General features: G+C 71.7%; 20 protein-coding genes. 11 read left to right on the top strand and 9 right to left on the bottom strand.

All coding sequences use genetic code 11. The features are described 5' to 3' along the window. Positions 1-49: 49 nt before the first annotated feature. A complete protein-coding gene (locus KF708C_RS08915) occupies positions 50-1,024 on the top strand; it encodes a Bug family tripartite tricarboxylate transporter substrate binding protein (protein WP_059411517.1) in 975 nt (324 codons plus the stop codon). Between the two features lie 550 nt (positions 1,025-1,574). Beyond that, complete coding sequence (locus tag KF708C_RS08910) at positions 1,575-2,975, top strand: NCS2 family permease (protein ID WP_059411516.1); 1,401 nt, start codon at positions 1,575-1,577, stop codon at positions 2,973-2,975. Positions 2,976-3,084: 109 nt separating this feature from the next. On the opposite strand, the gene metC is transcribed toward KF708C_RS08910, so the two are convergent. Genes metC through KF708C_RS08885 form a run of 5 tightly spaced genes read right to left on the bottom strand, consistent with a single transcriptional unit; the run spans position 3,085 to position 7,550 of the window. Then, positions 3,085-4,290: a cystathionine beta-lyase gene (metC, locus tag KF708C_RS08905; RefSeq protein ID WP_059411515.1), complete on the bottom strand. Its 1,206-nt coding sequence runs from the start codon at positions 4,288-4,290 to the stop codon at positions 3,085-3,087. A 28-nt stretch (positions 4,291-4,318) separates the two neighbouring features. After that, positions 4,319-5,176: an amino acid ABC transporter ATP-binding protein gene (locus KF708C_RS08900; RefSeq protein WP_059411514.1), complete on the bottom strand. Its 858-nt coding sequence runs from the start codon at positions 5,174-5,176 to the stop codon at positions 4,319-4,321. Next, positions 5,163-5,969 (bottom strand): amino acid ABC transporter permease, encoded by an 807-nt coding sequence (locus tag KF708C_RS08895; RefSeq protein ID WP_020201070.1) that lies wholly within the window; start codon positions 5,967-5,969, stop codon positions 5,163-5,165. The genes KF708C_RS08900 and KF708C_RS08895 overlap by 14 nt, the downstream gene beginning before the upstream one ends. Continuing rightward, a complete protein-coding gene (locus tag KF708C_RS08890; RefSeq protein WP_059411513.1) occupies positions 5,956-6,702 on the bottom strand; it encodes an amino acid ABC transporter permease in 747 nt (248 codons plus the stop codon). Before KF708C_RS08890 ends, KF708C_RS08895 begins: the two co-directional genes overlap by 14 nt. Beyond that, entirely contained in the window at positions 6,702-7,550 is an 849-nt protein-coding gene (locus tag KF708C_RS08885) for a transporter substrate-binding domain-containing protein (RefSeq protein WP_059411853.1), read from the bottom strand. Before KF708C_RS08885 ends, KF708C_RS08890 begins: the two co-directional genes overlap by 1 nt. Positions 7,551-7,812: 262 nt before the next feature. Between KF708C_RS08885 and KF708C_RS08880 the strand changes: the two genes are divergently transcribed. Then, a complete protein-coding gene (locus KF708C_RS08880; RefSeq protein WP_020201067.1) occupies positions 7,813-8,820 on the top strand; it encodes a tripartite tricarboxylate transporter substrate binding protein in 1,008 nt (335 codons plus the stop codon). A gap of 31 nt (positions 8,821-8,851) precedes the next feature. On the opposite strand, the gene KF708C_RS08875 is transcribed toward KF708C_RS08880, so the two are convergent. Both KF708C_RS08875 and dapC read right to left on the bottom strand, forming a co-directional pair. Continuing rightward, a complete protein-coding gene (locus KF708C_RS08875; protein ID WP_370552800.1) occupies positions 8,852-10,534 on the bottom strand; it encodes a rhodanese-like domain-containing protein in 1,683 nt (560 codons plus the stop codon). A 58-nt stretch (positions 10,535-10,592) separates the two neighbouring features. Further along, a complete protein-coding gene (dapC, locus tag KF708C_RS08870) occupies positions 10,593-11,813 on the bottom strand; it encodes a succinyldiaminopimelate transaminase (protein ID WP_059411511.1) in 1,221 nt (406 codons plus the stop codon). 258 nt (positions 11,814-12,071) lie between these two features. Between dapC and KF708C_RS08865 the strand changes: the two genes are divergently transcribed. The 4 genes from KF708C_RS08865 (at position 12,072) to KF708C_RS08850 (ending at position 16,235) form a co-directional block, all read left to right on the top strand. Continuing rightward, positions 12,072-12,686, top strand: coding sequence for a cysteine dioxygenase family protein (locus KF708C_RS08865; protein WP_059411510.1), 615 nt, complete (start codon positions 12,072-12,074; stop codon positions 12,684-12,686). A gap of 33 nt (positions 12,687-12,719) precedes the next feature. Continuing rightward, positions 12,720-14,339 (top strand): rhodanese-like domain-containing protein, encoded by a 1,620-nt coding sequence (locus KF708C_RS08860; protein WP_059411509.1) that lies wholly within the window; start codon positions 12,720-12,722, stop codon positions 14,337-14,339. Between the two features lie 298 nt (positions 14,340-14,637). Next, the gene (locus KF708C_RS08855; protein WP_029043197.1) at positions 14,638-14,931 is read left to right on the top strand and encodes a helix-turn-helix domain-containing protein; all 294 of its coding nucleotides are present in this window, start codon (positions 14,638-14,640) and stop codon (positions 14,929-14,931) included. Beyond that, entirely contained in the window at positions 14,928-16,235 is a 1,308-nt protein-coding gene (locus tag KF708C_RS08850) for a type II toxin-antitoxin system HipA family toxin (protein WP_059411508.1), read from the top strand. The genes KF708C_RS08855 and KF708C_RS08850 overlap by 4 nt, the downstream gene beginning before the upstream one ends. 22 nt (positions 16,236-16,257) lie before the next feature. Here KF708C_RS08850 and KF708C_RS08845 read toward each other — a convergent pair whose 3' ends face one another. Next, complete coding sequence (locus KF708C_RS08845; RefSeq protein WP_020201060.1) at positions 16,258-16,974, bottom strand: SDR family oxidoreductase; 717 nt, start codon at positions 16,972-16,974, stop codon at positions 16,258-16,260. A gap of 263 nt (positions 16,975-17,237) precedes the next feature. On the opposite strand from KF708C_RS08845, the gene KF708C_RS08840 reads away from it, so the two are divergent. Then, a complete protein-coding gene (locus tag KF708C_RS08840; RefSeq protein WP_082079480.1) occupies positions 17,238-18,122 on the top strand; it encodes an EamA family transporter in 885 nt (294 codons plus the stop codon). Positions 18,123-18,140: 18 nt separating this feature from the next. Here KF708C_RS08840 and KF708C_RS08835 read toward each other — a convergent pair whose 3' ends face one another. Then, the gene (locus KF708C_RS08835; protein WP_059411507.1) at positions 18,141-18,734 is read right to left on the bottom strand and encodes a GNAT family N-acetyltransferase; all 594 of its coding nucleotides are present in this window, start codon (positions 18,732-18,734) and stop codon (positions 18,141-18,143) included. A 77-nt stretch (positions 18,735-18,811) separates the two neighbouring features. Here KF708C_RS08835 and KF708C_RS08830 point away from each other — a divergent pair, with 77 nt between their 5' ends. From KF708C_RS08830 to nirB, 3 genes are all read left to right on the top strand, one after another. Beyond that, on the top strand, positions 18,812-19,321 hold the full coding sequence (locus tag KF708C_RS08830; RefSeq protein WP_020201057.1) for a winged helix-turn-helix transcriptional regulator: 510 nt from the start codon (positions 18,812-18,814) through the stop codon (positions 19,319-19,321). A gap of 318 nt (positions 19,322-19,639) precedes the next feature. Continuing rightward, a complete protein-coding gene (locus KF708C_RS08825; protein WP_059411851.1) occupies positions 19,640-20,956 on the top strand; it encodes an MFS transporter in 1,317 nt (438 codons plus the stop codon). Positions 20,957-21,016: 60 nt separating this feature from the next. Further along, complete coding sequence (gene nirB, locus KF708C_RS08820; RefSeq protein ID WP_059411506.1) at positions 21,017-23,569, top strand: nitrite reductase large subunit NirB; 2,553 nt, start codon at positions 21,017-21,019, stop codon at positions 23,567-23,569. The last annotated feature ends 36 nt before the right edge of the window (positions 23,570-23,605 follow it).

The raw sequence follows: 23,605 nt of genomic DNA, 5'->3' as shown, positions 1-23,605 counted from the left end.
CCCAAAAAACCGCGAAGAAAACGCGGACAAACCGAGAAAGGAGACAAGCATGACCAAGCGGCACCCGACCTTGCTGTTCATGACGATGGCCTGCGCGCTGGCCGGCCCGGCGCTGGCCTCGGACTCGTTCCCGTCCAGGCCGGTGCGCCTCGTGATCGGCTTTCCCGCCGGCGGCGGCGCCGACAACGTGGCGCGGCTGTACGGCGACGCGCTGTCCAAGGAGCTGGGCCAGCCGGTCATCATCGACAACAAGCCGGGCGCCGGCACCACCATCGCCGCCGAAACCGTGGCCAAGGCGCCGCCCGACGGCTACACGCTGTATATCGCCACGGCCAGCGTGATGGGCGGCGACAAGGTGCTGTACAAGAACATCCACTACGAGCCGGCGGACTTCGCTCCCATCACGCGGCTGACGGTGTCGCCGCTGCTGCTGGCGGCCAACAAGGCGGCGGGCATCAACAGCGTGGCGGACCTCGTGGCCAGGGCGCGCCAGCAGCCCGGCTCGCTCAACTATTCGTCGTCCGGCAACGGCGTCATCACGCACCTGGCCGGCGTGCAGTTCGCCAAGCTGGCCGACGTGCGGCTCACCCACGTGCCGTACAAGGGCGGCGCGCCGTCCGCGCAGGCGGTCGCCGCCGGCGACGCGCAGCTCACCTTCGCCACGCCGGCCTCGGTGCAGGCGGTGATCGACACCGGCAAGGTGGTCGGCATCGCCGTGACCTCGGCCACGCGCTCGCCGGTGCTGCCCAACTATCCGACCATCGCCGAGGCCGGCATCAAGGGCTACGACATAACCAACTGGTACGGCCTGTTCGCGCCCGCGCAGACCCCGCCCGCGGTGATCGACAAGCTGTTCGCCGCCTCGGCCAGGGCGCTCGCCAGGCCCGATCTGCGCGCGCGGCTGGCCAGCCGCGGCGAGGAGGTCTCGCCGTCGGCCTCGCCGGCCGAGTTCAGGCAGTTCGCGCTGCGCGAAGGCAAGACCGTGACCGAACTCACGCTCAGCAGCGGCGCCCGCATCGACTGATTTCCCGCGTTCTTCCAAGGAGCAAGATGAACCGCAATGCCGCGGACCGCCCGCCCGCGGGCTTCACCGCCGCGCCGCGGCTCGATCAGCATCGCGAGGCGTCGCTGGCGGAATTCGCGGCGGCGCGCGACGACTGACCGCTGACGACGGCGGCATCACCGGCGGTTGTCTCCGCTCTCCCGCGAAGTGGGCGAGCAGAGGCAACCATTGGCATCTGAACCGGTGCGGCGCTACACGAAGCGCATGCCAGCCTCGTGCGCCGACCGGCGCCCTTTCCCTCATACAAAAGCCGCAATGCCCGCCATGCGCCGCCGCGTATGGAGAATCGCCGCGTCTCCCTTAGTCTTCGCCATGCCGGACCACGGCCGCCAGCACGGAGTGGCGTCCACGTGGCCGGCACCCGCGCACCGCGGCATGCAGTGCAGCGCGCGGCACAGGCAACCGGCCTGTGCCGCCGCACCCGCCCGGCGACGACGAAAACAAAGCGAGACAGCCCGGATGCGAGTGGCGACGCCACCGCCCCGGCGCACCACAAAGGAGACACTCCGCCATGCTTGAGCAGCCCTTCCCCGGCACCGATGCCGTCGAGGCCAAGGCCGTCGATGCGATCGAAGCCATCGAGGTCAACGGATTCCTCGACAAGTATTTCCAGATCAGCGCGCGCGGCAGCACCGGCCGCCGCGAGGCCGTGGCCGGCGTGACCACGTTCATGGCGATGGTCTACTCGGTCTTCGTGGTGCCGGGCATGCTCGGCAAGGCGGGCTTCGACACCAGCGCGGTGTTCGTCGCGACCTGCCTGACCGCGGCCTTCGGCTCGCTGCTGATGGGCATGTGGGCGCGGCTGCCGATCGCCATCGGCTGCGCCATCTCGCTGACCGCGTTCACCGCGTTCGGGCTGGTGCTGGGCCAGGGCCTGTCGCCGGCGGTGGCGCTCGGCGCGATCTTCCTGATGGGCGTGGTGTTCACCGCGATTTCCGTCACCGGCGTGCGCGCGTGGATCCTGCGCAACCTGCCGGCCGGCGTGGCGCACGGCACCGGCATCGGCATCGGCCTGTTCCTGCTGCTGATCGCCTCCAGCGACGTGGGCCTGGTGGTGAAGAACGCCGGCGCCGGCCTGCCGGTCTCGCTGGGCAAGATCACGGCCTTCCCGGTGGTGATGTCGATCGTCGGGCTGGCCGCCATCTTCGGGCTGGAGCGGCGCCGCGTGCCGGGCGGCATCCTGCTGGTGATCGTCGCCATCTCGGCGCTGGGGCTGGCCTTCGACCCCGCGGTCAGGTTCGGCGGCGTGTTCGCGCTGCCCGCGCTGAGCGCGCCGGGGCACGCCTCGCTGATCGGCGCGATGGACATCCAGGGCGCGCTCTCGCTGGCGGTGCTGCCGAGCGTGCTGGCGCTGGTGATGACCGCCGTGTTCGACGCCACCGGCACCATCCGCGCCGTGGCCGGGCAGGCCGGCCAGCTCGACGAGAAGGGCCGGATCCCCAACGGCGGCCGCGCGCTGACCGCCGATTCGCTCAGCTCGATCTTCTCGGCGTGCTTCGGCGGCGCGCCGGCCGCGGCCTACATCGAATCGAGCGTGGGGGTGGCCGCCGGCGCCAAGACGGGCCTCGCCGCGGTGGTGGTGGGCCTGCTGTTCCTGGCGGTGATCTTCTTCTCGCCGCTGGCCGCGCTGGTGCCGTCCTATGCCACCGCGCCCGCGCTGATGTATGTCGGCCTGCTGATGCTCGGCAGCGTCGGCAAGCTGCATATGGACGATCTGGTCGACGCGATGGCGGGCCTGGTGTGCGCGGTGTTCATCGTGCTGACCTGCAATATCGTCACCGGCATCATGCTGGGCTTCTGCACGCTGGTGATCGGCCGCGTGGTGGCCGGCGAATTCCGCAAGCTCAACGTGGGCACGGTGGGCATCGCGCTGGCGCTGGCGGTGTTCTACGCGGGCGGATGGGCGATCTGACGGCCGCGGCCCGCGACCGCGTACTGGAAGCCGGCGCACGATGACGCCGGCTTCTTTGGAGGCGGATGACGGCCGCGAGCCGGCCCCCGCCTCCTCTTTTCCTGCGGCCTCAGGCGGCCGCGCGCGGCCGCGCCGCCTGGCGCTGCGTCGCCGCCAGTCCCTGCTCCAGATCCGCGATCAGGTCCGCCGCCGCCTCCAGCCCCACGTGCAGCCGGATCACCGGCTCGCTGCCGCGCCAGTAGGAATGCTCGGCCAGCCGTTCCCGCGCCGCCACCTGCGCCAGGCTTTCATAACCGCCCCAGGAAGCGCCGAGCCCGAACAGCGCCAGCGCGTCGACCAGCGCGTTCGCCGCCGCCGCGTCGGCGCCCGGCAGCGTGAACGACACCAGCCCGTTGGCGCCCGAGAAATCGCGCCGCCACAGCGCGTGGCCCGGGTCGGACGGCAGCGCGGGATGGAACACGCGGCCCACGGCCTCGTGCCCTTCCAGGAACTGCGCCACCGCCAGCGCGTTGCGCTGGTGCTGGGCCAGCCGCACCGCCAGCGTGCGGATGCCGCGCAGCGCGAGGTAGGCATCGTCCGCGCTGATGGCCAGGCCGAAACTGTCGTAGGTCTCGGCGATGCGGCGCGCCAGCGCTTCGTCCTTGACCACCACCGCGCCCTGCATCAGGTCCGAATGGCCGCTGACGTACTTGGTCGAGGCCAGCACCGAGACGTCCACGCCCAGCGCGAGCGGCTGCAGCAGGTGGCCGGAAGCCCAGGTGTTGTCGGTGGCCACGGTCACGCCATGCCGGTGCGCGATCTGCGACAGGCGCGGCAGGTCCAGCACTTCGTACAGCAGCGAGCTGGGCGACTCCAGGTACAGCAGCCGCGTATTGGGGCGGATCAGCGTCTCCAGGTCATCCCGCGACGGCGAGAAATAGGTCAGCTCGATGCCGAGCCGGCGCAGCAGCGACTGGTCCAGTCGGCGCACCGGCGCGTAGACGCTGTCGGCCACCAGCGCGTGATCGCCCGGCGACAGCAGCGCCACGAACACCAGCGAGATCGCCGCCAGCCCCGAGGGCGCCAGGAAGGTGCGGCTGCCGCCTTCGAGCGCGGCCAGCGCATCCTCCAGCGCGCGGTGTGTGTCCATGCCCTGGCGCCCGTAGGAACTGACGCGCTCGCCGCGCGCGTGGCGGGCGCGGATGTCGTCGTAGGCGGCGGTGCTCTCGAAGCGCACGGTGCTGGTGCGCACCACCGGCACGTTGACCGGGCCGTGCCCGTCGGTAAACGGCGGCGTGCCGGCGTGGATCAGCTGGGTATCGCGATGGTGGCTCATGGTGCTCGGTGGTGGATGCGGGTGTGGCTCAGATGGCGAAGCGCAGCTTGTCGAAGCTGACGACAAAGGGATCGGCGTGCGGGCGCGCCTGGGCGCCGAGCGCGCGGTTGAGGAAGGCGCGCGTGCGCTCGCTGCCGGGCGCGCTGAAGATGCGGCGCGCCGGGCCATGCTCGACGATGCGCCCGCCCTCGGTGAAATACACCTCGTCGCTGATTTCCTCGGCAAAGCGCATCTCGTGCGTGACCAGCAGGCAGGTCAGGCCTTCTTCCACGAGGTCGCCGATCACGGTCAGCACTTCGCCCACGGTTTCGGGGTCGAGCGCGGAGGTGACTTCGTCGAACAGGATCAGCTCGGGCTCCATCGCCAGCGCGCGCGCGATCGCCACGCGCTGCTGCTGGCCGCCGGACAGCTCGCCCGGGTAGGCGCCGGCCTTGTCGGCCAGGCGCACCTTGCGCAGCAACTCGATGGCGGTGTCCTCGGCCTGCGCGCGGCCGCGCCCCAGCACGCGCAGCGGCGCGATGGTGAGGTTCTGCAGCACGGTCAGGTGCGGGAACAGGTTGTACTGCTGGAAGACGAAACCCACGCGCTTGCGCAGCGCGATGCGCTCGGCCTCGCCGCGCAGCTCGCGCACCGCCACGCCGCCCACGGTCACGCTGCCCTGCTGCGGCTCCAGCAGCCCGGTGATGCAGCGCAGGATGGTGGACTTGCCCGAGCCGGACGGCCCGATGATGGACACCGCCTGCCCGCGCCGCACGTCGAGGTCGATGCCCTTGAGCACCGCGTTGCCGCCGAAGGACAGGTGCACGTCGCGCAGGGCGACCAGCGGCGCGGCCGGCGCGGGGAGCGTGGCCAGCGCGGGGCCGTCGGCATGTTCAGGCAACAGCATGTTTTTGTTCCAGATAACGGGTGAAGCGCGAGATCGGGTAGCACCAGGCGAAGAACATCGCCATCACGACGAAGTAGATCAGCACGGTGAAGGCGGTCTGGTTGACGGTATTGCTGGCGATCTGCGCGGTGTCGAGCAGGTCGTGCACGCCCACCAGCGAAGCCAGCGCGGTGCCCATCGTCAGCGTGGCGTAGAGGTTCATCCACGGCGGCAGCATGCGCCGCACGCACTGCGGCACGATGATCAGGCGCAGGATCTGCCGGCGCGAGAACGCCATCGAGCTGGCCGCCTCCCACTGCGTGAGCGGGATCGACTGCACCGCGCCGCGCAGCACCTCGGCCACGTTGGCGCTGGCCGGCAGCGCCAGCCCCACCACCACCTTGAACCAGTCCGGGAACGGCAGGATGTGGCGGCCGATGTTGATCTCGAACGGGAACACGTAGGTGGAGAAATAGATCAGCACCAGCCACGGCGCGTTGCGGAACACCTGCACGTACCAGTGCGCGGGCCGCGCCAGCAGCGCCACCGGCGACAGCCGCAGCGCGCCCACCAGCAGCCCGCCGGCGGTGCCCAGCGCGATCGCCAGCACGCTCACGCCGATGTTGACCAGGAAGCCGCGCAGCAGCGCCGGCGACCACTGCCACGCGCCGGCCAGCGCGCGCGCGAGGTCGGGATGGCGGCTGGCCGCCACCGCCAGCGCGGCCAGCGGCAGCAGCCACAGCAGGCCGGAGAAGCGCCGCGCCGCGGGCCAGGCGATGCCGGCGCGCGGCAGGCTTGAATCAGCGGTTGCCATAGCCGGGCATCCTCAGTCGGAGTTCGAGCCAGTTGCCGGCCCGGCTGACCACCCAGGTCAGCACGCCGAAGAACAACAGCAACAGCACCATCAGTTCCAGCACGTTGTCGCGCTGGGTCCAGATCATGATCGAGGCGTAGGTGATGTCGCCCACGGCGATGGCCGACGCCACCGCGGTGGCCTTGACCAGCTCCACCGAGTTGTTGACCAGCGCCGGCAGCGCGAAGCGCAGCGCCAGCGGCAGCTGCACGCGCCACAGCAGCGTGCGGCGGTCGAAGCCGAGCGACGCCGCCGCCTCCAGCGTGACCTTGGGCACCGCCTCGATGCCGGCGCGCAGGGCCTCGGCATGGAACACGCCCTTGTGCAGCGACAGCACCACCACCACCCACAGGAACGGCGTGAGCGGGTTGCTGCGCTGCGCGTCCTGCAAGGCGTGGGTGATCAGCATGTTGAGCACCAGGAAGGCGCAGTAGAGCTGCACCAGCGTCGGCGTGTTGCGCGTGACCTCGACGAACGCGCGCGTGGCGCCGGCCACCAGCGCGTGGCGCGAGGTCAACGCGGCGGCCAGCGCCACGCCCGCGGCCAGGCTGCCGGCCAGCGTGCACAGCACCAGCTCCAGCGTGACCCAGGCGCCGTGCACGAAGGCGCCGCGGTCATAGGCGTCGGCCAGGAAGGCGTAGTTCAGGCCGAGGTGGCGCGCCCCCGCGATCAGTGCGGCGATCGCGGCATCCATCAGCCGCGGCCGCCCTTGAACTTGTCGTGCAGCTCGGTGAGCGAAGGCGACGGCGGCAGGATGCCGTTCTTCTTCTCGGTGCCGATCAGCCAGCCGCTGCGGTGCCAGCCCTGCACCACGCGCTCGACCGCCTGGATGGTGTCCTGCTCGCCCTTGCGCGTCCAGATCACCGTGGGCGCGGGGTTCAGCTCGGGCAGCACGATGCGGTAGTTCTGCCATTCCGGGTTGCCGCGCACCAGCGGCTGCAGCAGCGTGTTGTCGTGCACGGCGCCGGCGCAGTTGTCGCCGCGCAGCGCCAGCAGGGACTCGGACGAGCCCTTGAAGCCCTTCGGGATCGCGCCGTACTCCACCTGCACCGGGCGCGTATAGCTGCTGCCCTGCGAGATGCACACGGTCTTGCCCTTGAGGTCTTCCCAGCGCTTGATGTCGCTCTGCTTGGGCACGATCACGGCGCCGCCCACGCGGTAGTACGGCGTGGGCACGTAGCCGAGCTGCTCGCCGCGCTCGGGGGTGTATTCCATCGACGCGATCAGCACGTCGACCTTGCCCTGCTGCAGGAACTGCACGCGGTTGGACGGCTGCACCTGCACCGTCTCCAGCTCCACGTTGAGCTGCTTCGCGAGGTCCTGCGCGAGGTCCGCGTTGAAGCCGACCGGCTTCTGCGTGGCGGGGTCGATCGAGCCGAAGGCGCTGCCGGACAGCATCACGCCGACCACGATCTTGCCGCGCTGGCGGATCTTGTCGAGCGTGGCGTCCGCATGCGCGGCGCCGGCGAGGAAGGTGCCGGCCAGCAAGGCGGCGGCAAGGGCCGGCCAACGCGGCGACCGTGGCGAAAGAGTGCGTGTCATGGTGTGCTTCTGGTTGTTATGCGTGTCGTCATGCCGCGCGCCGGCCAGCGCGCGGCAGCCGGTGCGGTCGACCAACTGTACGCAAAGGCCCGGTGCCACGGAACGAATAAAAGAGGCAATCGTTATGCGCCGCGCGTTGCCATCGGGCACGCCGCATAACCATGCGCGGAAAGATTCGTTGGCCGCCGGCGGGGTGCGTTCCTAAGCTGTTCCTCCTCCTTCCATCCCGCACGTCCCGGCAACGCGCCGGGGCCGCAACGCCATGCAACGCCGCACTCTCTTTCGCACCTTCATCGGCCTCGGCGCCGCCGCCATCGCCGGCGCCCCGCTGCTGCTGCGCGCGCACGCCGCGCCCGCGGCCACCGAGGCCGACGCCTTTCCCGCGCACGCCGTGCGCATCGTGGTGCCGGTTGCCGCCGGCGGCAGCGCCGACAAGCTCGCGCGCACGCTGGCGCTCAAGCTCGGCGAGAAATGGGGCCAGCCGGTGGTGGTGGAAAACGTGGCCGGCGCCAGCGGCACGCTCGGCGCCGCGCAGGTGGCCAGGGCCAGGGCCGACGGCTACACCCTGCTGCTCGGCGGCGAGGGCGTGACGCTCAACGCCTCGCTGTTCAAGACGCTGCCCTACGATACGGCCCATGCGTTCCGCGGCGTGAGCAAGGCGGTGGTCAACCCGCAGATCCTGGTGGCGCGCCCGGACCTCGGCGTGCGCACGTTCCAGGACTACCTGGCGCTGGCCCGCAGGAAACCCGGCGAGGTGACGCTGGGCCTGCCCGGCAACGGCGGCATCGCCCACGTCGCGCACGAGATGCTGTCGCGCCAGGCCGGCATCCGCGTCAACTACATCCCGTATGCGGGCGGCGCGCCGGCCACGGTGGACCTGCTCGGCGGCCATATCGACGCCACCCTCATCACGCTCGCCGCCGTCACCGACTACGTGCGCGCCGGGCGCCTGACGGCGCTGGCCGTCACCACGCCCTATCGCTCGAAGGCGCTGCCGCAGGTGCCGACGATGGCCGAGGCCGGCGCCGCCGGCTTCGCCGTGGAAAGCTGGCAGGGCCTGATCGCGCCGGCCGCCACGCCCACGCCGGTGGTGGAGCGCATCAGCCGCGACGTGGCCGCCGTGCTCAGCGTGCCGGCCACGCGCAGCCAGCTGGAAGACGCGGGCTACGTGGTGGTGGGATCGACGGCGCAGGAACTCGATGCGACGCTGTCGAAGGACATGCCGCGCTATGCGGCGGTGATCGCGGCTTCGGGGATTTCGTTGCGGTGAGGGAAACAAACCCGCAGGGCTTTTGTACCTTTCAGGCCTTGCGATAGTCCACCAGCTTCACCGCCAGATCGCCATCGCGCCCGAGCTGGTCCACCAGCCCGATTTCCCAGTTCAGGTAGGCATGCATCTCGGCCTTGCGCCGGCCTTCGTCTTCGTAGGCGTAGGCGCTGTACCAGGCATCCTCGTCGCCGGTCAGCACGCGCGCGGCGGCGGCGGAGCCGGCCGGCGCGGCTTCGGCCGGCAGCCCCAGCGCCTGCCAGCGCGCGTTGCCGCCGAGCAGCGCGCGCACGTCGCGCGCGCTGGCGTGGCGCAGCGCCGCGGCCACCACCTGCGCCAGCACGCCGTCGGCGGAGGTGACGACGATCACGTCGGCCGGGCCGGCGTGGTCCAGCACCAGCGCCGCCTTTTCCGGCGTGGCGAACCAGGCGCCGGGAATGTGGCCGCGGCGGAAGGCCAGGCTGCTGTCGACGTCGGCCACCGTCACGCCGCCGCGCGCCTGCAGCGCGGACAGCGAAGCCGCCTCGATCCACGGCGCCTCGGCGGCCGAGGTGCGCAGCACGCGCACAGGCTCGGGCCCGGCCTCGCGCGCGGCGAGCGGATCGGCGCGGAACAGGAACACTTCGTGCCCGCTGAACTGGGCCAGCCATGCCGCCGTGGTCTGCGCGCGCACGCCGTCCCAGTCGGCCAGCACGATGCGGGCGCGGCGGGTGCCGGCATAGGCGTCGGTGGCCTGCACCAGCTGCCCGCCGGGCGCGCTGCGCCAGCCCGGCAGGTGGCCGGCGGCGTATTCCTCGGGCGAGCGCACGTCGAAGCGGTACAGCGTGCGCTCGTGCGCCTGCTGCTCGAACGCGGCCAGTTGCGCGGCGTCGATGTGCCGCACGCCGGCGCGTCCGGCCACGCGGGCGGCGCGCTCGCGCGCCGTGGCCTGCGCGGCGTCGCCGGGCTGCGGGGCGAAGCGGGTCTGGCCGTGGTCGAGCGCGTAGCCGGCCAGCAGCCATGCCATCGTGCCGTCCTTGAGCGACACCACGCGGTTGGGAATGCCGGCGTTGATCAGCGTCTGCGCGCCGACGATGCTGCGCGTGCGGCCCGCGCAGTTGACCACCACCAGCGTGTCCGGGTCGGGCGCGATCTCGCCGATGCGGTAGACCAGCTCGGCGCCGGGGCAGTCCACCGCGCCGGGAATGCTCATGTTCTGGAATTCGCTGAACGGGCGGCTGTCCACCACCACCACGTTGTCGCCGCGCTGCTGGTGCAGGCGCAGCGCCTCGGCGGTGATCCACGGCGTGTGCAGCTCGTGCTCGATGACTTCGCCGAAGGCCTTGCTGGGCACGTTGGTGCCGCTGAACACTTCGTACCCGGCGGCCTGCCACGCGCGCGTGCCGCCGGCCAGCACCGAGACGTCGGTGTAGCCGAAGCGCAGCAGCTTGCCGGCGGCGGCGTGGGCGAGGTCCTCGGCCAGGTCCGTCACCACGATGGGCGTGTTCCGGCGCGGCACCAGGCGGTCGATCACGGTTTCGAGCCGGCCCAGCGGCGCGGGCACGGCGAACAGCAGGTGCGCGCGTGAGAAGGCGCCCTCCTCGCGCGCGTCCAGCACGGCCAGCTCGCCGCCGCCGGCGATGGCGTCCTTGAGCGCGGCCGGGCTTACCCGCGGATGGTCCGCGCGCGCGGCGGCGGGGTCGTCGGCAAAGGTCTGGGTCAGGTCGGTGATGGTCATGGCGGGGAAGAAAAAGGAGATCGTCGGATACGGCAAGGCGGCAACGAGCCGCGCGCGCTCAGGCAGCGGCCGGCTGCAACCCGCGCAGCAGGCTCACGAGGCGTTCCACGCCCTGCGCGCATTCCTCGGGGCTGGCGACCAGCGCGATGCGGACATGGCCCACGCCGGGGTTGTGGCCGTCGACCGTGCGCGCGAGGAAGGTGCCGGGCACCACGGCGAGGTTCTGCTCGGCCAGCAGCAGGCGCGTGAAAGCCACGTCGTCCAGCCCGCTGGCGCGGATGTCGAGCCACGCGAAGAAGCCCGCCTGCGGCGCTTCCAGCCGCGCCACCTGACGCAGGCGCGGCACGGCGAAATCGAACTTCTCGCGGTACAGGCGGCGGTTCTCCACCACGTGCGCCTCGTCGCGCCACGCGGCGAGGCTGGCGCCCTGCACGGCCGGGTTCAGCACGCCGCCGGAATAGCTGCGGTACTGGCGCAGCCGCGCCAGCACGTCGGCGTCGCCGGCGACGAAACCGGAGCGCAGGCCGGGCGCGTTGGAGCGCTTGGACAGGCTGGCCACCGCCAGCAGGCGGCGGCGGTCCCGGCCCAGCGCCTGCGCGGCGGCCAGCGCGCCGAGCGGCGGCGCGGCCTCGTCGAAATACAGTTCGGAGTAGCACTCATCGGAGACCACGTGGAAGCCGTGGCGCTCGGACAGCGCCAGCACGTGGGCCCAGTCTTCCAGCGGATAGACGCGCCCGGACGGATTGTCCGGCGAGCACAGGTAGCACAGCCGCACGCGCGGCCAGACCTCGGCGGGCACCGCGTCCAGCGCGGCCACCAGCCCGCGCGCGGTGTCGATGTAATAAGGCTCGGCGCCGGCCAGCAGCGCCGCGCCCTCGTACACCTGGTAGCCGGGATTGCTGACCAGCACCACCGGCGCGCCCTCGCGCGGGCGGCTGGCGCCCAGCACGGCCTGCGCCAGGCTGAACAGCCCGTCCTTGGCGCCGTTGACCGGCACGATCTCGCGCGCCGGGTCCAGGTCGCCCACGCCGTGGCGGCGCGCGATCCAGGCGGCGATGGCCTCGCGCAGCGCGTCGCTGCCGGGCACCTTGGGATAGCGGCCGATCTCGCCGGCGTGCCGCGCCAGCGCTTCCTCGATGAAGCGCGGCGTGGCATGGCGCGGCTCGCCCCAGCTGAAGCTGATCGGCGGCAGGCTGGTGCGCAGCGGCGTCTGTGCCGCCAGCGCCGCCAGTTTCTCCGTGGGATAGGGTTGCAGGCGTTCGTGCAGGGTCTGGCTCATGTGCGGTCTCCGTTCCGGGAACGGGGCCCGGCAATGGCTGGCCCCCGGGGCTTGCCCGGACCGGCTTGCGCCCAACTCTAAGAGCCGGGCAGGCGCCGCGGCAACGAATCTTTCCGCCATTGGAAATGCGAAGCGCGGCACCCGCCCGACTGGGGCCTGGCGGCAAAACCGCATATGCATCGGCGATATTGTTCTTTCAGCCGCCGCCGCGCACTCCGTAGAGTGGAGGCCTGCCGATCAGAACGAGGATTCCCCCAGATGACCATCCAGAGCCAGCGCAGCGCCGCCGTCGCCACCACCCTTGCCGAAGTCCGCGCCCTCACCAGCCAGCGCGACGTGGACCGCGCCACGCTCGAGCGCGTGACCCACGCCCTGCAGGCGCTGGCCGACAAGAAGGCGTTGTTCGGCTTCGCCGATTTCCCGCCGCCCGCCGACGGCACCGCCACCTCCACGCGCTACCGCCTGAGCGAGGAAGGCCAGTTGCCGGCGCTGTACCTGAACTCCATCGTTCCCGGCAAGAAGACCATCCCGCACAACCACGACACCTGGGCGGTGATCGTGGCCGTGCAGGGCGACGAGCTGAACCGCGTCTACCGCCGCACCGACGACGGCAGCGATCCCGCCCGCGCCGCGCTGGCGCTGGAGCGCGAGCAGGTGGTGCGTCCCGGCGCGCCGATCGCCTTCCTGCCGCAGGACATCCACAGCATCCACGTGGTGGGCGACGCACCCACGCTGCATTTCCACCTCTACGGCCGCCCGCTGGAAGCGCTGACCGGGCGCATCGGCATCGAGCCAGAGACCGGCCGCATCGTCAACTACAACACCACCCAGATGAACCGCAGCGAACAGGTCCCGGCCCAGGCCGCGGCCTGAAGCGCCGTCCATCCCAGCCCCCAGGAGCCCGCCATGACCCGATCCATCGATGCCGCCACGCTGCGCGGCTGGCTCAACGACGGCCAGCCCCTGGCGCTGTTCGACGTGCGCGAGCACGGCCAGTATGGCGAAGGCCATCCGTTCTTCGCCGTGCCGCTGCCCTATAGCCGGCTGGAGCTGGACGTCGGGCGCCTGGCGCCGCGCCTGACCGAGCGCATCGTGCTGCTCGACGACGGCGACGGCGTGGCCACGCGCGCCGCGCAGCGGCTGGCGCAGCTCGGTTACGGCGACGTGACCCTGCTCGCGGGCGGCGCGCCGGCCTGGGCCACGGCCGGCTATACGCTGTTCAAGGGCGTCAACGTGCCCTCCAAGACCTTCGGCGAACTGGTCGAGCACTGGCACCACACGCCGCGCCTGAGCGCGGACCAACTGGTGGCGCGGCGCGCGGCCGGCGAGAGGCTGGTGCTGGTGGACGGCCGCACCTTCGAAGAGCACCAGAAGATGACGATCCCCGGCGCCAGCAGCCTGCCCAACGGCGAGCTGGCGCTGCGCCTGGACGCGCTGGTGCCCGACGCGCGGACCACCGTGGTGGTGCACTGCGCGGGCCGCACGCGCAGCATCATCGGCGCCCAGACCCTGCGCAACCTCGGCCTGCCGAACCCGGTGCTGGCGCTGGAGAACGGCACCCAGGGCTGGTATCTCGCGGGCCACGCGCTGGAGCACGGCAGCCAGCGCCGCTATCCGCCGGCGCCGGATGCCGCCGCGCTGGCCGCGGCGCGCGCGCGCTCGGCGCGGCTGCTGCTGCGCTTCGGCCTGCCCGCGCTGTCGGCCACGCAGGCCCAGCAATGGCTCGACGATGCTGGGCGCACCACCTTCCTGCTCGACATCCGCACCGCCGAGGAATTCGCCGCGGGCACCATCGACGGCGCCACGCATGCGCCCGGCGGCCAGTTGATCCAGGCCACCGACCAGTACGTCGGCGTGCGCGGCGCGCGCGTGATCGTGTTCGACGACGACGGCGTGCGCGCGCCGGTGGTGGCAAGCTGGCTGTACCAGCTGGGCTACGAAAGCGCGGTGCTGGCCGACGGCGTCGACGCGGCGCTCAAGGTGAGCGCGCCGCCGCGGCCCCTGTCCGCCCGCAAGCTGCCGGTGCTCGACGCCAGCCTGCTGCGCGCGCTGCATGCCGAGGCGCCCGACGCCATCGCGATCGACCTGCGCGACAGCGCCGCCTACGGGCGCGGCCACGCCGACGGCGCGGTCTGGTCGATCCGCCCGCGCCTGCCGCGCACGCTCGGCGAGCTCGGCGCCGAGCCGGGCCGGCCGGTCATCCTGATCGCCGCCGACCCGCGCGTTGCCAGCCTGGCCGGCAACGACCTGCTCGCCGAGGGCTACACCCATGTGTACCGGCTGGCGCAGGGCTACGACACCTGGCTGGCCGCGGGCCTGCCCCAGGCGGTGCGGCCGGCACCGCTGCCGGCGGCGGCGCGCATCGACTTCCTGTTCTTCGTGCACGACCGCCACGAGGGCAACCACGAGGCGGCGCGCGCCTATCTGGCGTGGGAAACCGGGCTGATCGCGCAGTGCGCGCCGGACGAGCTCGGGGTCTTCCGCCGGGCGCCGGGCCAGCCGGCCGTGCACGGCCGCGCGGCGTAGCGCCCCGGCGCCGCCGGTTCCCTGCCACCGGGCGGCGCCGCTGCCGGCCGCCGGCGTGGGCGGCGCGCGGCACCGGCGGCCGGAACCCAGGGCTTTCCCCGCCCGCCATCGCCACGGCGCGCGAGCCCGCCGCCGCGCCGGCGGCGAGCGCCGCCAAGGACCGGCCTGCCCGCGTCCGCGGCATCACATCCCGGCGCATTATGTTATGGCATAGTTTCAATAACAAAACTATGGAATAGCATAAATCCGTCCGGCCATCTGCTATGCTATGACATATATATTCAGCTAAAACTATGTCATGGCATCATTCCAAGCACAGTTGCAGGCGCGCCGCGCCGCGCGCAAGGCTTCCCTGGCCGAGGTGGCACGCCTGATCGGCATGGCGCCATCGAACCTGACCACCGCGCTGAGCGGCAGGAGCGACGTGCGCGCCTCCACGCTGGAGGCCATCGGCGCCGCGCTCGACGCGGAATGGGTGCTGGTGCCGCGCGAGCACCTGCTGGCGGTGCGGCGCCTGCTCGAAGGCAAGGACAGCGGGCCCGACCGCGACGCCCGCACCTCGGTGGAAATGTTCCTGGAGCCGCAGCCGTGAGCCCCGGCCTGCGGCCCCGCTACCTCGAAGTCCATCTGCACGGCGTGCTGTGCGGGCATCTGTGCGAGGTCGAGCGCACCTGCCGCTTCGTGCCGGCCGAAGCGTTCCGCGGCGATCCGCTGCGGCCCACGCTGAGCCTGTCGCTGACCTTCCCCGGCAACGAGGCGCTGACCGCCACCGTGCTCTCCAACCCGTTCCATCCGGCGCTCTACAACACCAACGGCGCCTTGCCGCCCTACTTCGCCGGGCTGCTGCCCGAGAGCGAGCTGCGCAGGCGCCTGGAAGCCACCCGCCAGCACGCCGGGGACCGCGACGACTTCGGCATCCTGGCCGCCGCCGGCGACGACCTGCCCGGCGCCGTGGTGATACGCCCGGCCCCGCTCGACACGCTGCCCGGGCACGTGCGCACCGTGGGCGTGACCGGCGGCGCCGACAACCTCGAGATCGCCGTGATCGAAGGCGCCACCGAAGGCGCGGCCTCGGTCTCGGGCGTGCAGAACAAGCTCGCGCTGTCCACCGCGCAGGCCGGCAGGCGCTACACGCTGCCCACGCACGGGCGCCTCTCCGACCTGATCGCCAAGCTGCCCGCGCGCAACGACGACAGCCAGGTCTTCAACGAGTACGCCGCCATGCAGCTGGCGCAGGCCGCCGGCGTGGCGGTGGCGCCGTGCCGGCCGGTGCCGCTGGCCGCCATCGAGGTGGAAGGCCTGCCCGAGGCGCTCGGCGCCGGCCTGCATTTCCTCGCCGTGGACCGCTTCGACCGCGAGCCGGGCGGCCGCGTGCATGCCGAGGACGGCTGCCAGGTGCTCACGCGCATGCCCAGCCGCAAGTACGCCGGCCCCGAGGCCTACGCCGCGCTGGTGCAACTGCTGGAGCGCCTGAGCGTGCGCGGCATCGAGGACGTGCGCCAGTTCTTCATCCGCCAGGCCGTCAACACGCTGCTGGGCAACAGCGACGCCCATCTCAGGAACTTCTCGTTCCTGTACCGCAACGGCATCGCCGCCGAGCTGTCGCCGGCCTACGACATCGTCAGCGTGGCCGCCCTGCCGGGCTTTGCCGGCTTCGGCCAGAACGTCGCCATCGACCGCCAGCAGCGCGCGCAGACCCTGCAGACCTACCGCGAGTTCGCGCGCGCGGCCAGGGTTGCCGAGCGCATCGCCACCGCCGCCGCGAAAGACGCGGTGGCGATGGCGCACGAGCGCTGGCCCGCGCTGCTGGAACAGTTGCCGGCGCCGGCGGGCATGCGCGCCGTGGTGCTGGAACGGCTGGCGACCCTGCCGCTGGCGCGGCCCGGACCGGCGTGAGGAACGCGGCGCCGGCGCCGGCCTAGCTCAACCCGTCCAGCACCAGATGCTGCCCGTGGATGGCCTGCGCGCCGTCCGACGCCAGGAACAGCACCGCGCGCGCGGCCGCGGCCGTCGACACCCAGGCGGCCGTGTCCGCATGGGGCATGGCGCGCCGGTTGGCGGGCGTGTCGAGAATGCCGGGCGCGATGCTGTTGACGTTGATGCCGGCCTGCCGGACTTCGTGCGACAGGCTTTCCACCAGGCGCTGCAGCGCGCTCTTGGAGGCGCAATAGGCGCCCATCGCGGCGGCGCCGCTGGCCGCGCCGCGCGCGGACACGGCGACCACCTTGCCGGCGTGCTGCGCCAGCATGGCGGGAATGAAGTGCCGGGTCACGGCCACCAGCGACCACGCATTGAGGTCCATCATGCGCAGCCACGACTCGCGGCTCAGCGCGTGCGCGGGCTCGCCCATCTCGAAGCCGCCGGCCACGTGCACCAGCACGTCGAGGCCGCCGAAGGCGTCGAGGATGGCGCGCGCGGCCTGCGCCATGCTGTCCGGCGAGGTCACGTCGGCGCCGAGCGGCAGGTGCCAGCCGGCGGCCTGCGCCACCGGCGCGTGCGCGCGCAGCGCTTCGGCGTCGAGGTCGATCAGGGCCAGGCGGTCGCCTTCGTCGGCAAAGGCCCCGGCGACGGCGCGGCCGAGCGCGCCGGCCGCGCCGGTGATCGCGACGCGGCGGGGAGAGGCGGAGGATGCCATCGGAGTTCTCCTGAAGGCGGTGGCGGGGCCGGCCATGCCGGCGTTCTCCTTCAACATAGACATCGCCCTCCTCGGCCGCCAGCACCATGCGGCGCCGCGGCACGCACCGGCGGCGTGGACCACCCGGTGCGCGGCGCGGGCGGGCCGGGTCCGCCATGCTGCACATGTCCTAGCCAGCGCCGGCAAGATCGTTCAAGATGCAGGCCTCGCCGCCGCCCGCCGGCCCGCCGGCTGCCCGGACACCCCCTTCCCGAGACTCGCAATTGCCGCTGAACCGACTGAAACAAAGCACAACCCTCGTTGCCGTGCTGGCGCTGGTCGGGTCGATGGCCTCGCTGTGCATCGGCACCTCGTTCGCCAAGACCCTGTTCGCCACAGCCGGCGCCCAGGGCACCACCGCGCTGCGCGTGGGCTTTTCCGCGCTGATCCTGCTGTGCGTGTGGCGGCCGTGGCGGCTGCCGCTGAGCCGGGCCAACGCGCGCGCGATCGCGCTGTACGGCGCGGCGCTGGGCGCCACCAACCTGCTGTTCTACATGGCGCTGCGCACGGTGCCGCTCGGGCTGGCCATCGCCATCGAGTTCACCGGGCCGCTGGCGGTGGCGGTGTCGTCGTCGCGCAGGGCCATCGACTTCCTGTGGATCGCGTTTGCCGTGGCGGGCCTGTTGCTGCTGCTGCCGCTCGGGCAGAACGTGGGCACGCTCGATCCGGTGGGCATCGGCTACGCGCTGGCGGCGGGGGTGGGCTGGGCGCTGTACATCATCTTCGGCCAGATGGCCGGCAACGCGCATGGCGGGCAGGCCACCTCGCTGGGCCTGACCGTGGCGGCGCTGGTGGTGCTGCCGTTCGGCCTCGCGCACACCGGCACGGCCATGTTCAGCCCGGCGCTGCTGCTGGCGGGGCTGGCGGTGGGCCTGCTGTCGAGCGCGATTCCCTATTCGCTGGAGATGGTGGCGCTCAAGCGCCTGCCGCGCCGGACCTTCGGCATCCTGCTGAGCATGGAGCCGGCGATGGGCGCGCTGGCCGGGCTGGTGTTCCTGCACGAGACGCTGAGCGCGCAGCAGTGGCTGGCCATCGCCAGCATCATCATCGCTTCGGTCGGCTGCACGGTCACGGCCGGCACGCGCCGCCGCGACACGGCGCCGGCGTAAGCCAGTCTGCGTTGCCGCTCAGCCCGCCGCCGCGCGGGCGGCGCCGGCCGCCGCGTCCTGGCCGGCGCCGCCGCGCAACACCAGCGTGACCTCGTGCAGCATGACGTCTTCCGGGTTGCGCCGGCTGGAGAAGCCGAACTCCCGCATCAGCGCCAGCATGCGGCGGTTCTCGCTGAGCACGTCGCCGCGCAGCAGGCGCAGGCCCGCGCCGGCCGCGGCGTCGCGCAGGCGCGCGATCAGCCGGCGGCCCAGGCCCTTGCCCTGCCAGTCGTCGGCCACCGCCACCGCGAACTCCGCCACGCCGGCGGCGGTGACGACATAGTTGCCGTTGGCGACGATGACCGGCTCGCCCGCCACCTCCGCCGTGACCACCAGCGCGAGGCCGTCCTCGTCATGGATGAACCGGCTGATCACCTCGTCGGACACCCGCCCGCCGGTGAGGAAGCGGTAATAGCGGCTCTCGCGCGACAGCGCCTGGACGAAGGCGTGCTCGCTCGCCGCGTCGGCCGCGCGCACCGCGCGCACCACCACCCGCTCGCCGCCGGCAAGCTGCCAGCCCTGGGCGCATTGCGGGCATCCGGCCGCGGCGGCGGGTGGTTGCGACGAGAGCATCGGCGACTCCTGACTACATTTTTAATAGTCAGGAGTATAGGCTATACCCTGACTTTTGCAAATGAAGTCAGGGTGCTATGCTGGTTCGCATGCAACCCACCGCCGAAGACCTCCAGCACTGCTCGATTGCCGCCACGCTCAACCTGATCGGCGAGAAGTGGACGATCTTGATCCTGCGCGACGTGTTCCACGGCATCCGGCGCTTCGACGACTTTCTCGCGCGGCTGCAATGCTCGCCCGCCGTGCTGTCCGCGCGCCTCCGGACGCTGACCGAGGCCGGCATCCTGCGCAAGGTCGGCTACAAGGAGCCCGGCGAGCGCGAGCGCTTCGAGTACCGCCCCACGCGCGCCGCCGTCGAGCTGCTGCCGGTGCTCGTGGGCCTGCTGCAATGGGGCGACCGCCACCTGGCGCCTCACGGGCAAGGCCCGGTGGCATTGCTCACGCCCCAGGGCCGCCACGTGCGCGCCGCGCTGGTCGACGACATGGACGCGCTGGTGCGGCCCAACGACATCGAGCTCAGCCGGGTACCGCGCGAGGCCCCTCCCGCCGCCGCCGCCGACGGGCGCCCCGCCGCGGCCGGCGCCTGAGCCGCGCGGCGGCGCCGCGCACCGCCCTCGTTCACTGCACTGCACCATGACCGTGCCGCGCCGCCGCGGCTGCCCCAAGGCGGCGCACGGCCGCCGCCGCCGAAGCGCCCTTTCCCGCCAGAAGCCCCGCTCGCCATCACATCCGCCGCTGGCACGCCGCTTGCTCAACAGAATGCGAGCGGACCAACGGCGGCCCGCTCCCCCCACACACGGCGACAGCGGTCTTTACCGATGCCGCCAGGACAACGGCGTCCCCTGATCCTGTCTTCATGACCGGCTCGCGGGACGCCATTTGTTTTTCTGGAGTCTGGAGCCATGATGACCGGCAAAGCCACCCGCATCGAACTGCTGAGCCTGCGCACGCCGCAGATGCGCGCCTTCCACCTGACGTGGATGGCATTCTTCGTGTGCTTTTTCGCGTGGTTCGCCTGCGCGCCGCTGATGCCGGTGCTCAAGGGCGAGTTCGGCCTGACGCCCGACCAGATCGCCAACATCAACATCGCCGCGGTGGCGGTGACCATCCTGGTGCGGCTGGTGGTGGGCCCGCTGTGCGACCGCTTCGGCCCGCGCCGCACCTATACCGGCCTGCTGGCGCTCGGCGCGATCCCGGTGCTGGGCGTGGCGATGGCGCAGAGCTACGAAGCCTTCCTGTTCTTCCGCCTGCTGATCGGCGCGGTCGGCGCGAGCTTCGTCATCACGCAGTACCACACCTCGGTGATGTTCGCGCCCAACGTGGTCGGCACCGCCAACGCCGCGGCCGCGGGCTGGGGCAACGCCGGCGGCGGCGCCGCGCAGGCGACCATGCCGCTGCTGCTGGGCGCGATCCTGATGCTGGGCGTGAACCACGCGCTGGGCTGGCGCCTCGCGCTGCTGGTGCCGGGCGTGCTGATGCTGGTGGTGGCCGTGCTGTACTGGAAGTTCACCCAGGACTGCCCGCAGGGCGACTTCATCGCGCTGCGCAAGCAAGGCATCGCCGTGGACAGCGGCAAGAAAGGCGGCTGGGCCAGCTTCGCCGCGGCCAGCACCAACTACCGCGTGTGGATGCTGTTCATCACCTACGGCGCCTGCTTCGGCGTGGAGATCTTCATCCACAACGTGGCCGCCACCTACTACGTGGACCACTTCGGCCTGTCGCTGGGCAGCGCCGGCCTGGCCGCCGCCAGCTTCGGCCTGCTGGCGCTGTTCGCGCGCGCGCTGGGCGGCTGGCTGTCGGACAAGGCGGCGCTGCGCCGCGGCCTCGACGCGCGCTCGATGCTGCTGTTCGTGCTGATCCTCGGCGAAGGCCTGGGCCTGCTGTGGTTCGCCCAGGCGCACAGCGTGGTGGCGGCGGTGGTAGCCATGCTGGCCTTCGGCCTGTTCACCCACATGGCGTGCGGCGCCACCTACGCGCTGGTGCCGTTCATCGACCGCAAGGCGCTCGGCGGCGTGGCCGGCATCATCGGCGCCGGCGGCAACGTGGGCGCGGTCGCGGCCGGCTTCCTGATGAAGGGCCTGGGCGGCAACCTGCAGCAGACCCTGACGGTGCTCGGCGCGGCCGCGCTGGCCTCGGCCCTGTGCGCCATCGCCGTGCGCTTCTCCGCCGAGCACAAGGCCAGCGAGCAGGCCCTGTTCGACAACGCGCTGGCCGGCTCCTGAGCCGCGCGGAACGACAAGAAGCACAACAAGGCCCCGGCCCCACAGAACAAGGAAACCATCATGAAACTGATCGTCATCGGCCACGGCATGGTCGGCCACAAATTCCTGGAAAGCCTGGCCGAGGCCGGCTCGCAGGACATCGAGGTCACGGTGCTGTGCGAGGAGCCGCGCCCGGCCTACGACCGCGTGCACCTGTCGGAATTCTTCGCCGGCAAGTCCGCCGAGGACCTGTCGCTGGTGGAGGCCGGTTTCTTCGAGCGCAGCAACATGCTGCTGCGCCTGAACGCGCGCGCCACCGGCATCGACCGCGCGGCCAGGACGGTCAGCATTTCCACCGGCGAGACGCTGCCCTACGACAAGCTCGTCATCGCCACCGGCTCCTATCCGTTCGTGCCGCCGCTGCCGGGCAAGGACCGCAAGGACTGCTTCGTCTACCGCACCATCGAAGACCTCGAAGCCATGCAGGAATGCGGCGCGCGCGCGCGGACCGGCGTGGTCATCGGCGGCGGCCTGCTCGGGCTGGAATGCGCCAAGGCGCTGCGCGACATGGGCCTGCAGACCCACGTGGTGGAGTTCGCCCCGCGCCTGATGGCGGTGCAGGTGGACGACGGCGGCGGCGAGATGCTGCGCCGGAAGATCGAAGACCTCGGAGTGACCGCGCACACGCGCAAGAACACCGTGGAGATCGTCGACGGCGAGGCCGGCACGCACCGCATGAACTTCGCCGACGGCAGCCACCTGGAGACCGACATGATCGTGTTCTCCGCCGGCATCCGCCCGCGCGACGAACTGGCGCGCGCGGCCGGCCTGGCGGTGGGCGAGCGCGGCGGCGTCGCCGTGGACAACCAGTGCCTGACCTCCGACCCGGACGTCTACGCCATCGGCGAATGCGCGCTGTGGCAAGGCAAGATCTACGGGCTGGTCGCGCCCGGCTACGAGATGGCGCGCGTGGCGGCGAAGCACCTGCTGGGCCACCAGGCCGAGTTCGCCGGCGCCGACATGAGCACCAAGCTCAAGCTGATGGGCGTGGACGTGGCCAGCCTGGGCGACCCGCACGGCAGCGCGCCCGGCGCGCGCGCCTACCAGTTCACCGACGAGCGCAAGCAGGTCTACAAGAAGCTGGTGGTGTCCGACTGCGGCAAGTACCTGCTCGGCGGCGTGCTGGTCGGCGACGCCGAGGAATACGGCACGCTGCTACAGATGATGCTCAACAAGATCGAGCTGCCCGAATCGCCCGAATTCCTGATCCTGCCGTCCTCCGACGGCCAGGCCAGGCCGGCGCTGGGCGCCGACGCGCTGCCCGACGCCGCGCAGATCTGCTCGTGCAACAACGTCTCCAAGGGCGACATCTGCGCCGCCGTGCGCGACGGCGCCGCCACCATCGGCGCGCTCAAGAGCTGCACCAAGGCCGGCAGCACCTGCGGCGGCTGCGTGCCGCTGGTCACGCAGGTGATGAAGGCCGAGATGAAGAAGCAGGGCCTGGCGGTCAACAACCACCTGTGCGAGCACTTCGCCTATTCGCGCCAGGAGCTCTACCACCTGGTGCGCGTGGGCGGCTTCAGGAGCTTCGGCGAGCTGCTGGCCGCGCACGGCAAGGGCCTGGGCTGCGACATCTGCAAGCCCACCGTGGCGAACATCCTGGCCTCGTGCTGGAACGAGTTCGTGCTCAAGGAAGAGCACGCCAGCCTGCAGGACTCGAACGACTACTTCCTCGGCAACATCCAGAAGGACGGCACCTACTCGGTGGTGCCGCGCATGCCGGGCGGCGAAGTCACGCCCGACGGCCTGATCGCGGTGGGCCAGGTGGCCAAGAAATACGGCCTCTACACCAAGATCACCGGCGGCGCGCGCGTCGACATGTTCGGCGCGCGCCTGGAAGAGCTGCCGATGATCTGGGAAGAACTGATCGCGGCCGGCTTCGAGTCGGGCCACGCCTACGGCAAGTCGCTGCGCACGGTGAAGTCGTGCGTGGGCTCGACGTGGTGCCGCTACGGCGTGGACGACTCGGTCGGCCTGGCCATCGAGATCGAGAACCGCTACAAGGGCCTGCGCGCGCCGCACAAGATCAAGTTCGGCGTGTCCGGCTGCACGCGCGAATGCGCCGAGGCGCAGGGCAAGGACGTGGGCATCATCGCCACCGAGCGCGGCTGGAACCTGTACGTGTGCGGCAACGGCGGCATGAAGCCGCGCCACGCCGAGCTGCTGGCCAGCGACCTGGACCGCGCCGCGCTGCTGCGCTACGTGGACCGCTTCCTGATGTTCTACGTGCGCACCGCCGACCGCCTGCAGCGCACCAGCACCTGGCGCGACAACCTCGAAGGCGGCCTGGACTACCTCAAGGCGGTGGTGCTGGAGGACAGCCTGGGCATCGGCGCCGAACTGGAAGCGCAGATGCAGCACGTGGTGGACACCTACGAGGACGAATGGAAGCTGGCCGTGACCAACCCGGAGACGCGCAAGCGCTTCCGCCACTTCGTCAACAGCGACCTGCGCGACGACAACCTGGTGTTCATGGAGGAGCGCGGCCAGGTCCGCCCGGCCACGCCCGAGGAACGGATCTTGCATCGCTCCCGGATCGAACAGATCCCCGTGACCGTCGTCAAGGCCGCCTGAGCCGCCCCGCCCGAGCCACCCGCCCCACCGCGCCAG

Source organism: Cupriavidus basilensis (assembly GCF_000876015.1).
In the GTDB taxonomy this organism is placed as follows: domain Bacteria; phylum Pseudomonadota; class Gammaproteobacteria; order Burkholderiales; family Burkholderiaceae; genus Cupriavidus; species Cupriavidus basilensis_B.
The sequence above is the reverse complement of the archived record's forward strand: the minus strand, read 5'-3'. Positions and strand labels throughout refer to the sequence as shown.

Bases quoted from the DNA above. Each gene is read 5' to 3' on its own strand.
- KF708C_RS08865 (WP_059411510.1), top strand. From the start codon at position 12,072: ATGACCATCCAGAGCCAGCGCAGCGCCGCCGTCGCCACCACCCTTGCC.
- KF708C_RS08825 (WP_059411851.1), top strand. From the start codon at position 19,640: ATGACCGGCAAAGCCACCCGCATCGAACTGCTGAGCCTGCGCACGCCG.
- KF708C_RS08895 (WP_020201070.1), bottom strand. From the start codon at position 5,969: ATGGCAACCGCTGATTCAAGCCTGCCGCGCGCCGGCATCGCCTGGCCC.
- KF708C_RS08880 (WP_020201067.1), top strand. From the start codon at position 7,813: ATGCAACGCCGCACTCTCTTTCGCACCTTCATCGGCCTCGGCGCCGCC.
- KF708C_RS08845 (WP_020201060.1), bottom strand. From the start codon at position 16,974: ATGGCATCCTCCGCCTCTCCCCGCCGCGTCGCGATCACCGGCGCGGCC.
- KF708C_RS08910 (WP_059411516.1), top strand. From the start codon at position 1,575: ATGCTTGAGCAGCCCTTCCCCGGCACCGATGCCGTCGAGGCCAAGGCC.
- KF708C_RS08855 (WP_029043197.1), top strand. From the start codon at position 14,638: ATGGCATCATTCCAAGCACAGTTGCAGGCGCGCCGCGCCGCGCGCAAG.
- dapC (WP_059411511.1), bottom strand. From the start codon at position 11,813: ATGAGCCAGACCCTGCACGAACGCCTGCAACCCTATCCCACGGAGAAA.
- KF708C_RS08915 (WP_059411517.1), top strand. From the start codon at position 50: ATGACCAAGCGGCACCCGACCTTGCTGTTCATGACGATGGCCTGCGCG.
- KF708C_RS08890 (WP_059411513.1), bottom strand. From the start codon at position 6,702: ATGGATGCCGCGATCGCCGCACTGATCGCGGGGGCGCGCCACCTCGGC.
- KF708C_RS08830 (WP_020201057.1), top strand. From the start codon at position 18,812: ATGCTGGTTCGCATGCAACCCACCGCCGAAGACCTCCAGCACTGCTCG.
- KF708C_RS08835 (WP_059411507.1), bottom strand. From the start codon at position 18,734: ATGCTCTCGTCGCAACCACCCGCCGCCGCGGCCGGATGCCCGCAATGC.
- KF708C_RS08885 (WP_059411853.1), bottom strand. From the start codon at position 7,550: ATGACACGCACTCTTTCGCCACGGTCGCCGCGTTGGCCGGCCCTTGCC.
- KF708C_RS08860 (WP_059411509.1), top strand. From the start codon at position 12,720: ATGACCCGATCCATCGATGCCGCCACGCTGCGCGGCTGGCTCAACGAC.
- metC (WP_059411515.1), bottom strand. From the start codon at position 4,290: ATGAGCCACCATCGCGATACCCAGCTGATCCACGCCGGCACGCCGCCG.
- KF708C_RS08900 (WP_059411514.1), bottom strand. From the start codon at position 5,176: ATGCTGTTGCCTGAACATGCCGACGGCCCCGCGCTGGCCACGCTCCCC.
- KF708C_RS08875 (WP_370552800.1), bottom strand. From the start codon at position 10,534: ATGACCATCACCGACCTGACCCAGACCTTTGCCGACGACCCCGCCGCC.
- nirB (WP_059411506.1), top strand. From the start codon at position 21,017: ATGAAACTGATCGTCATCGGCCACGGCATGGTCGGCCACAAATTCCTG.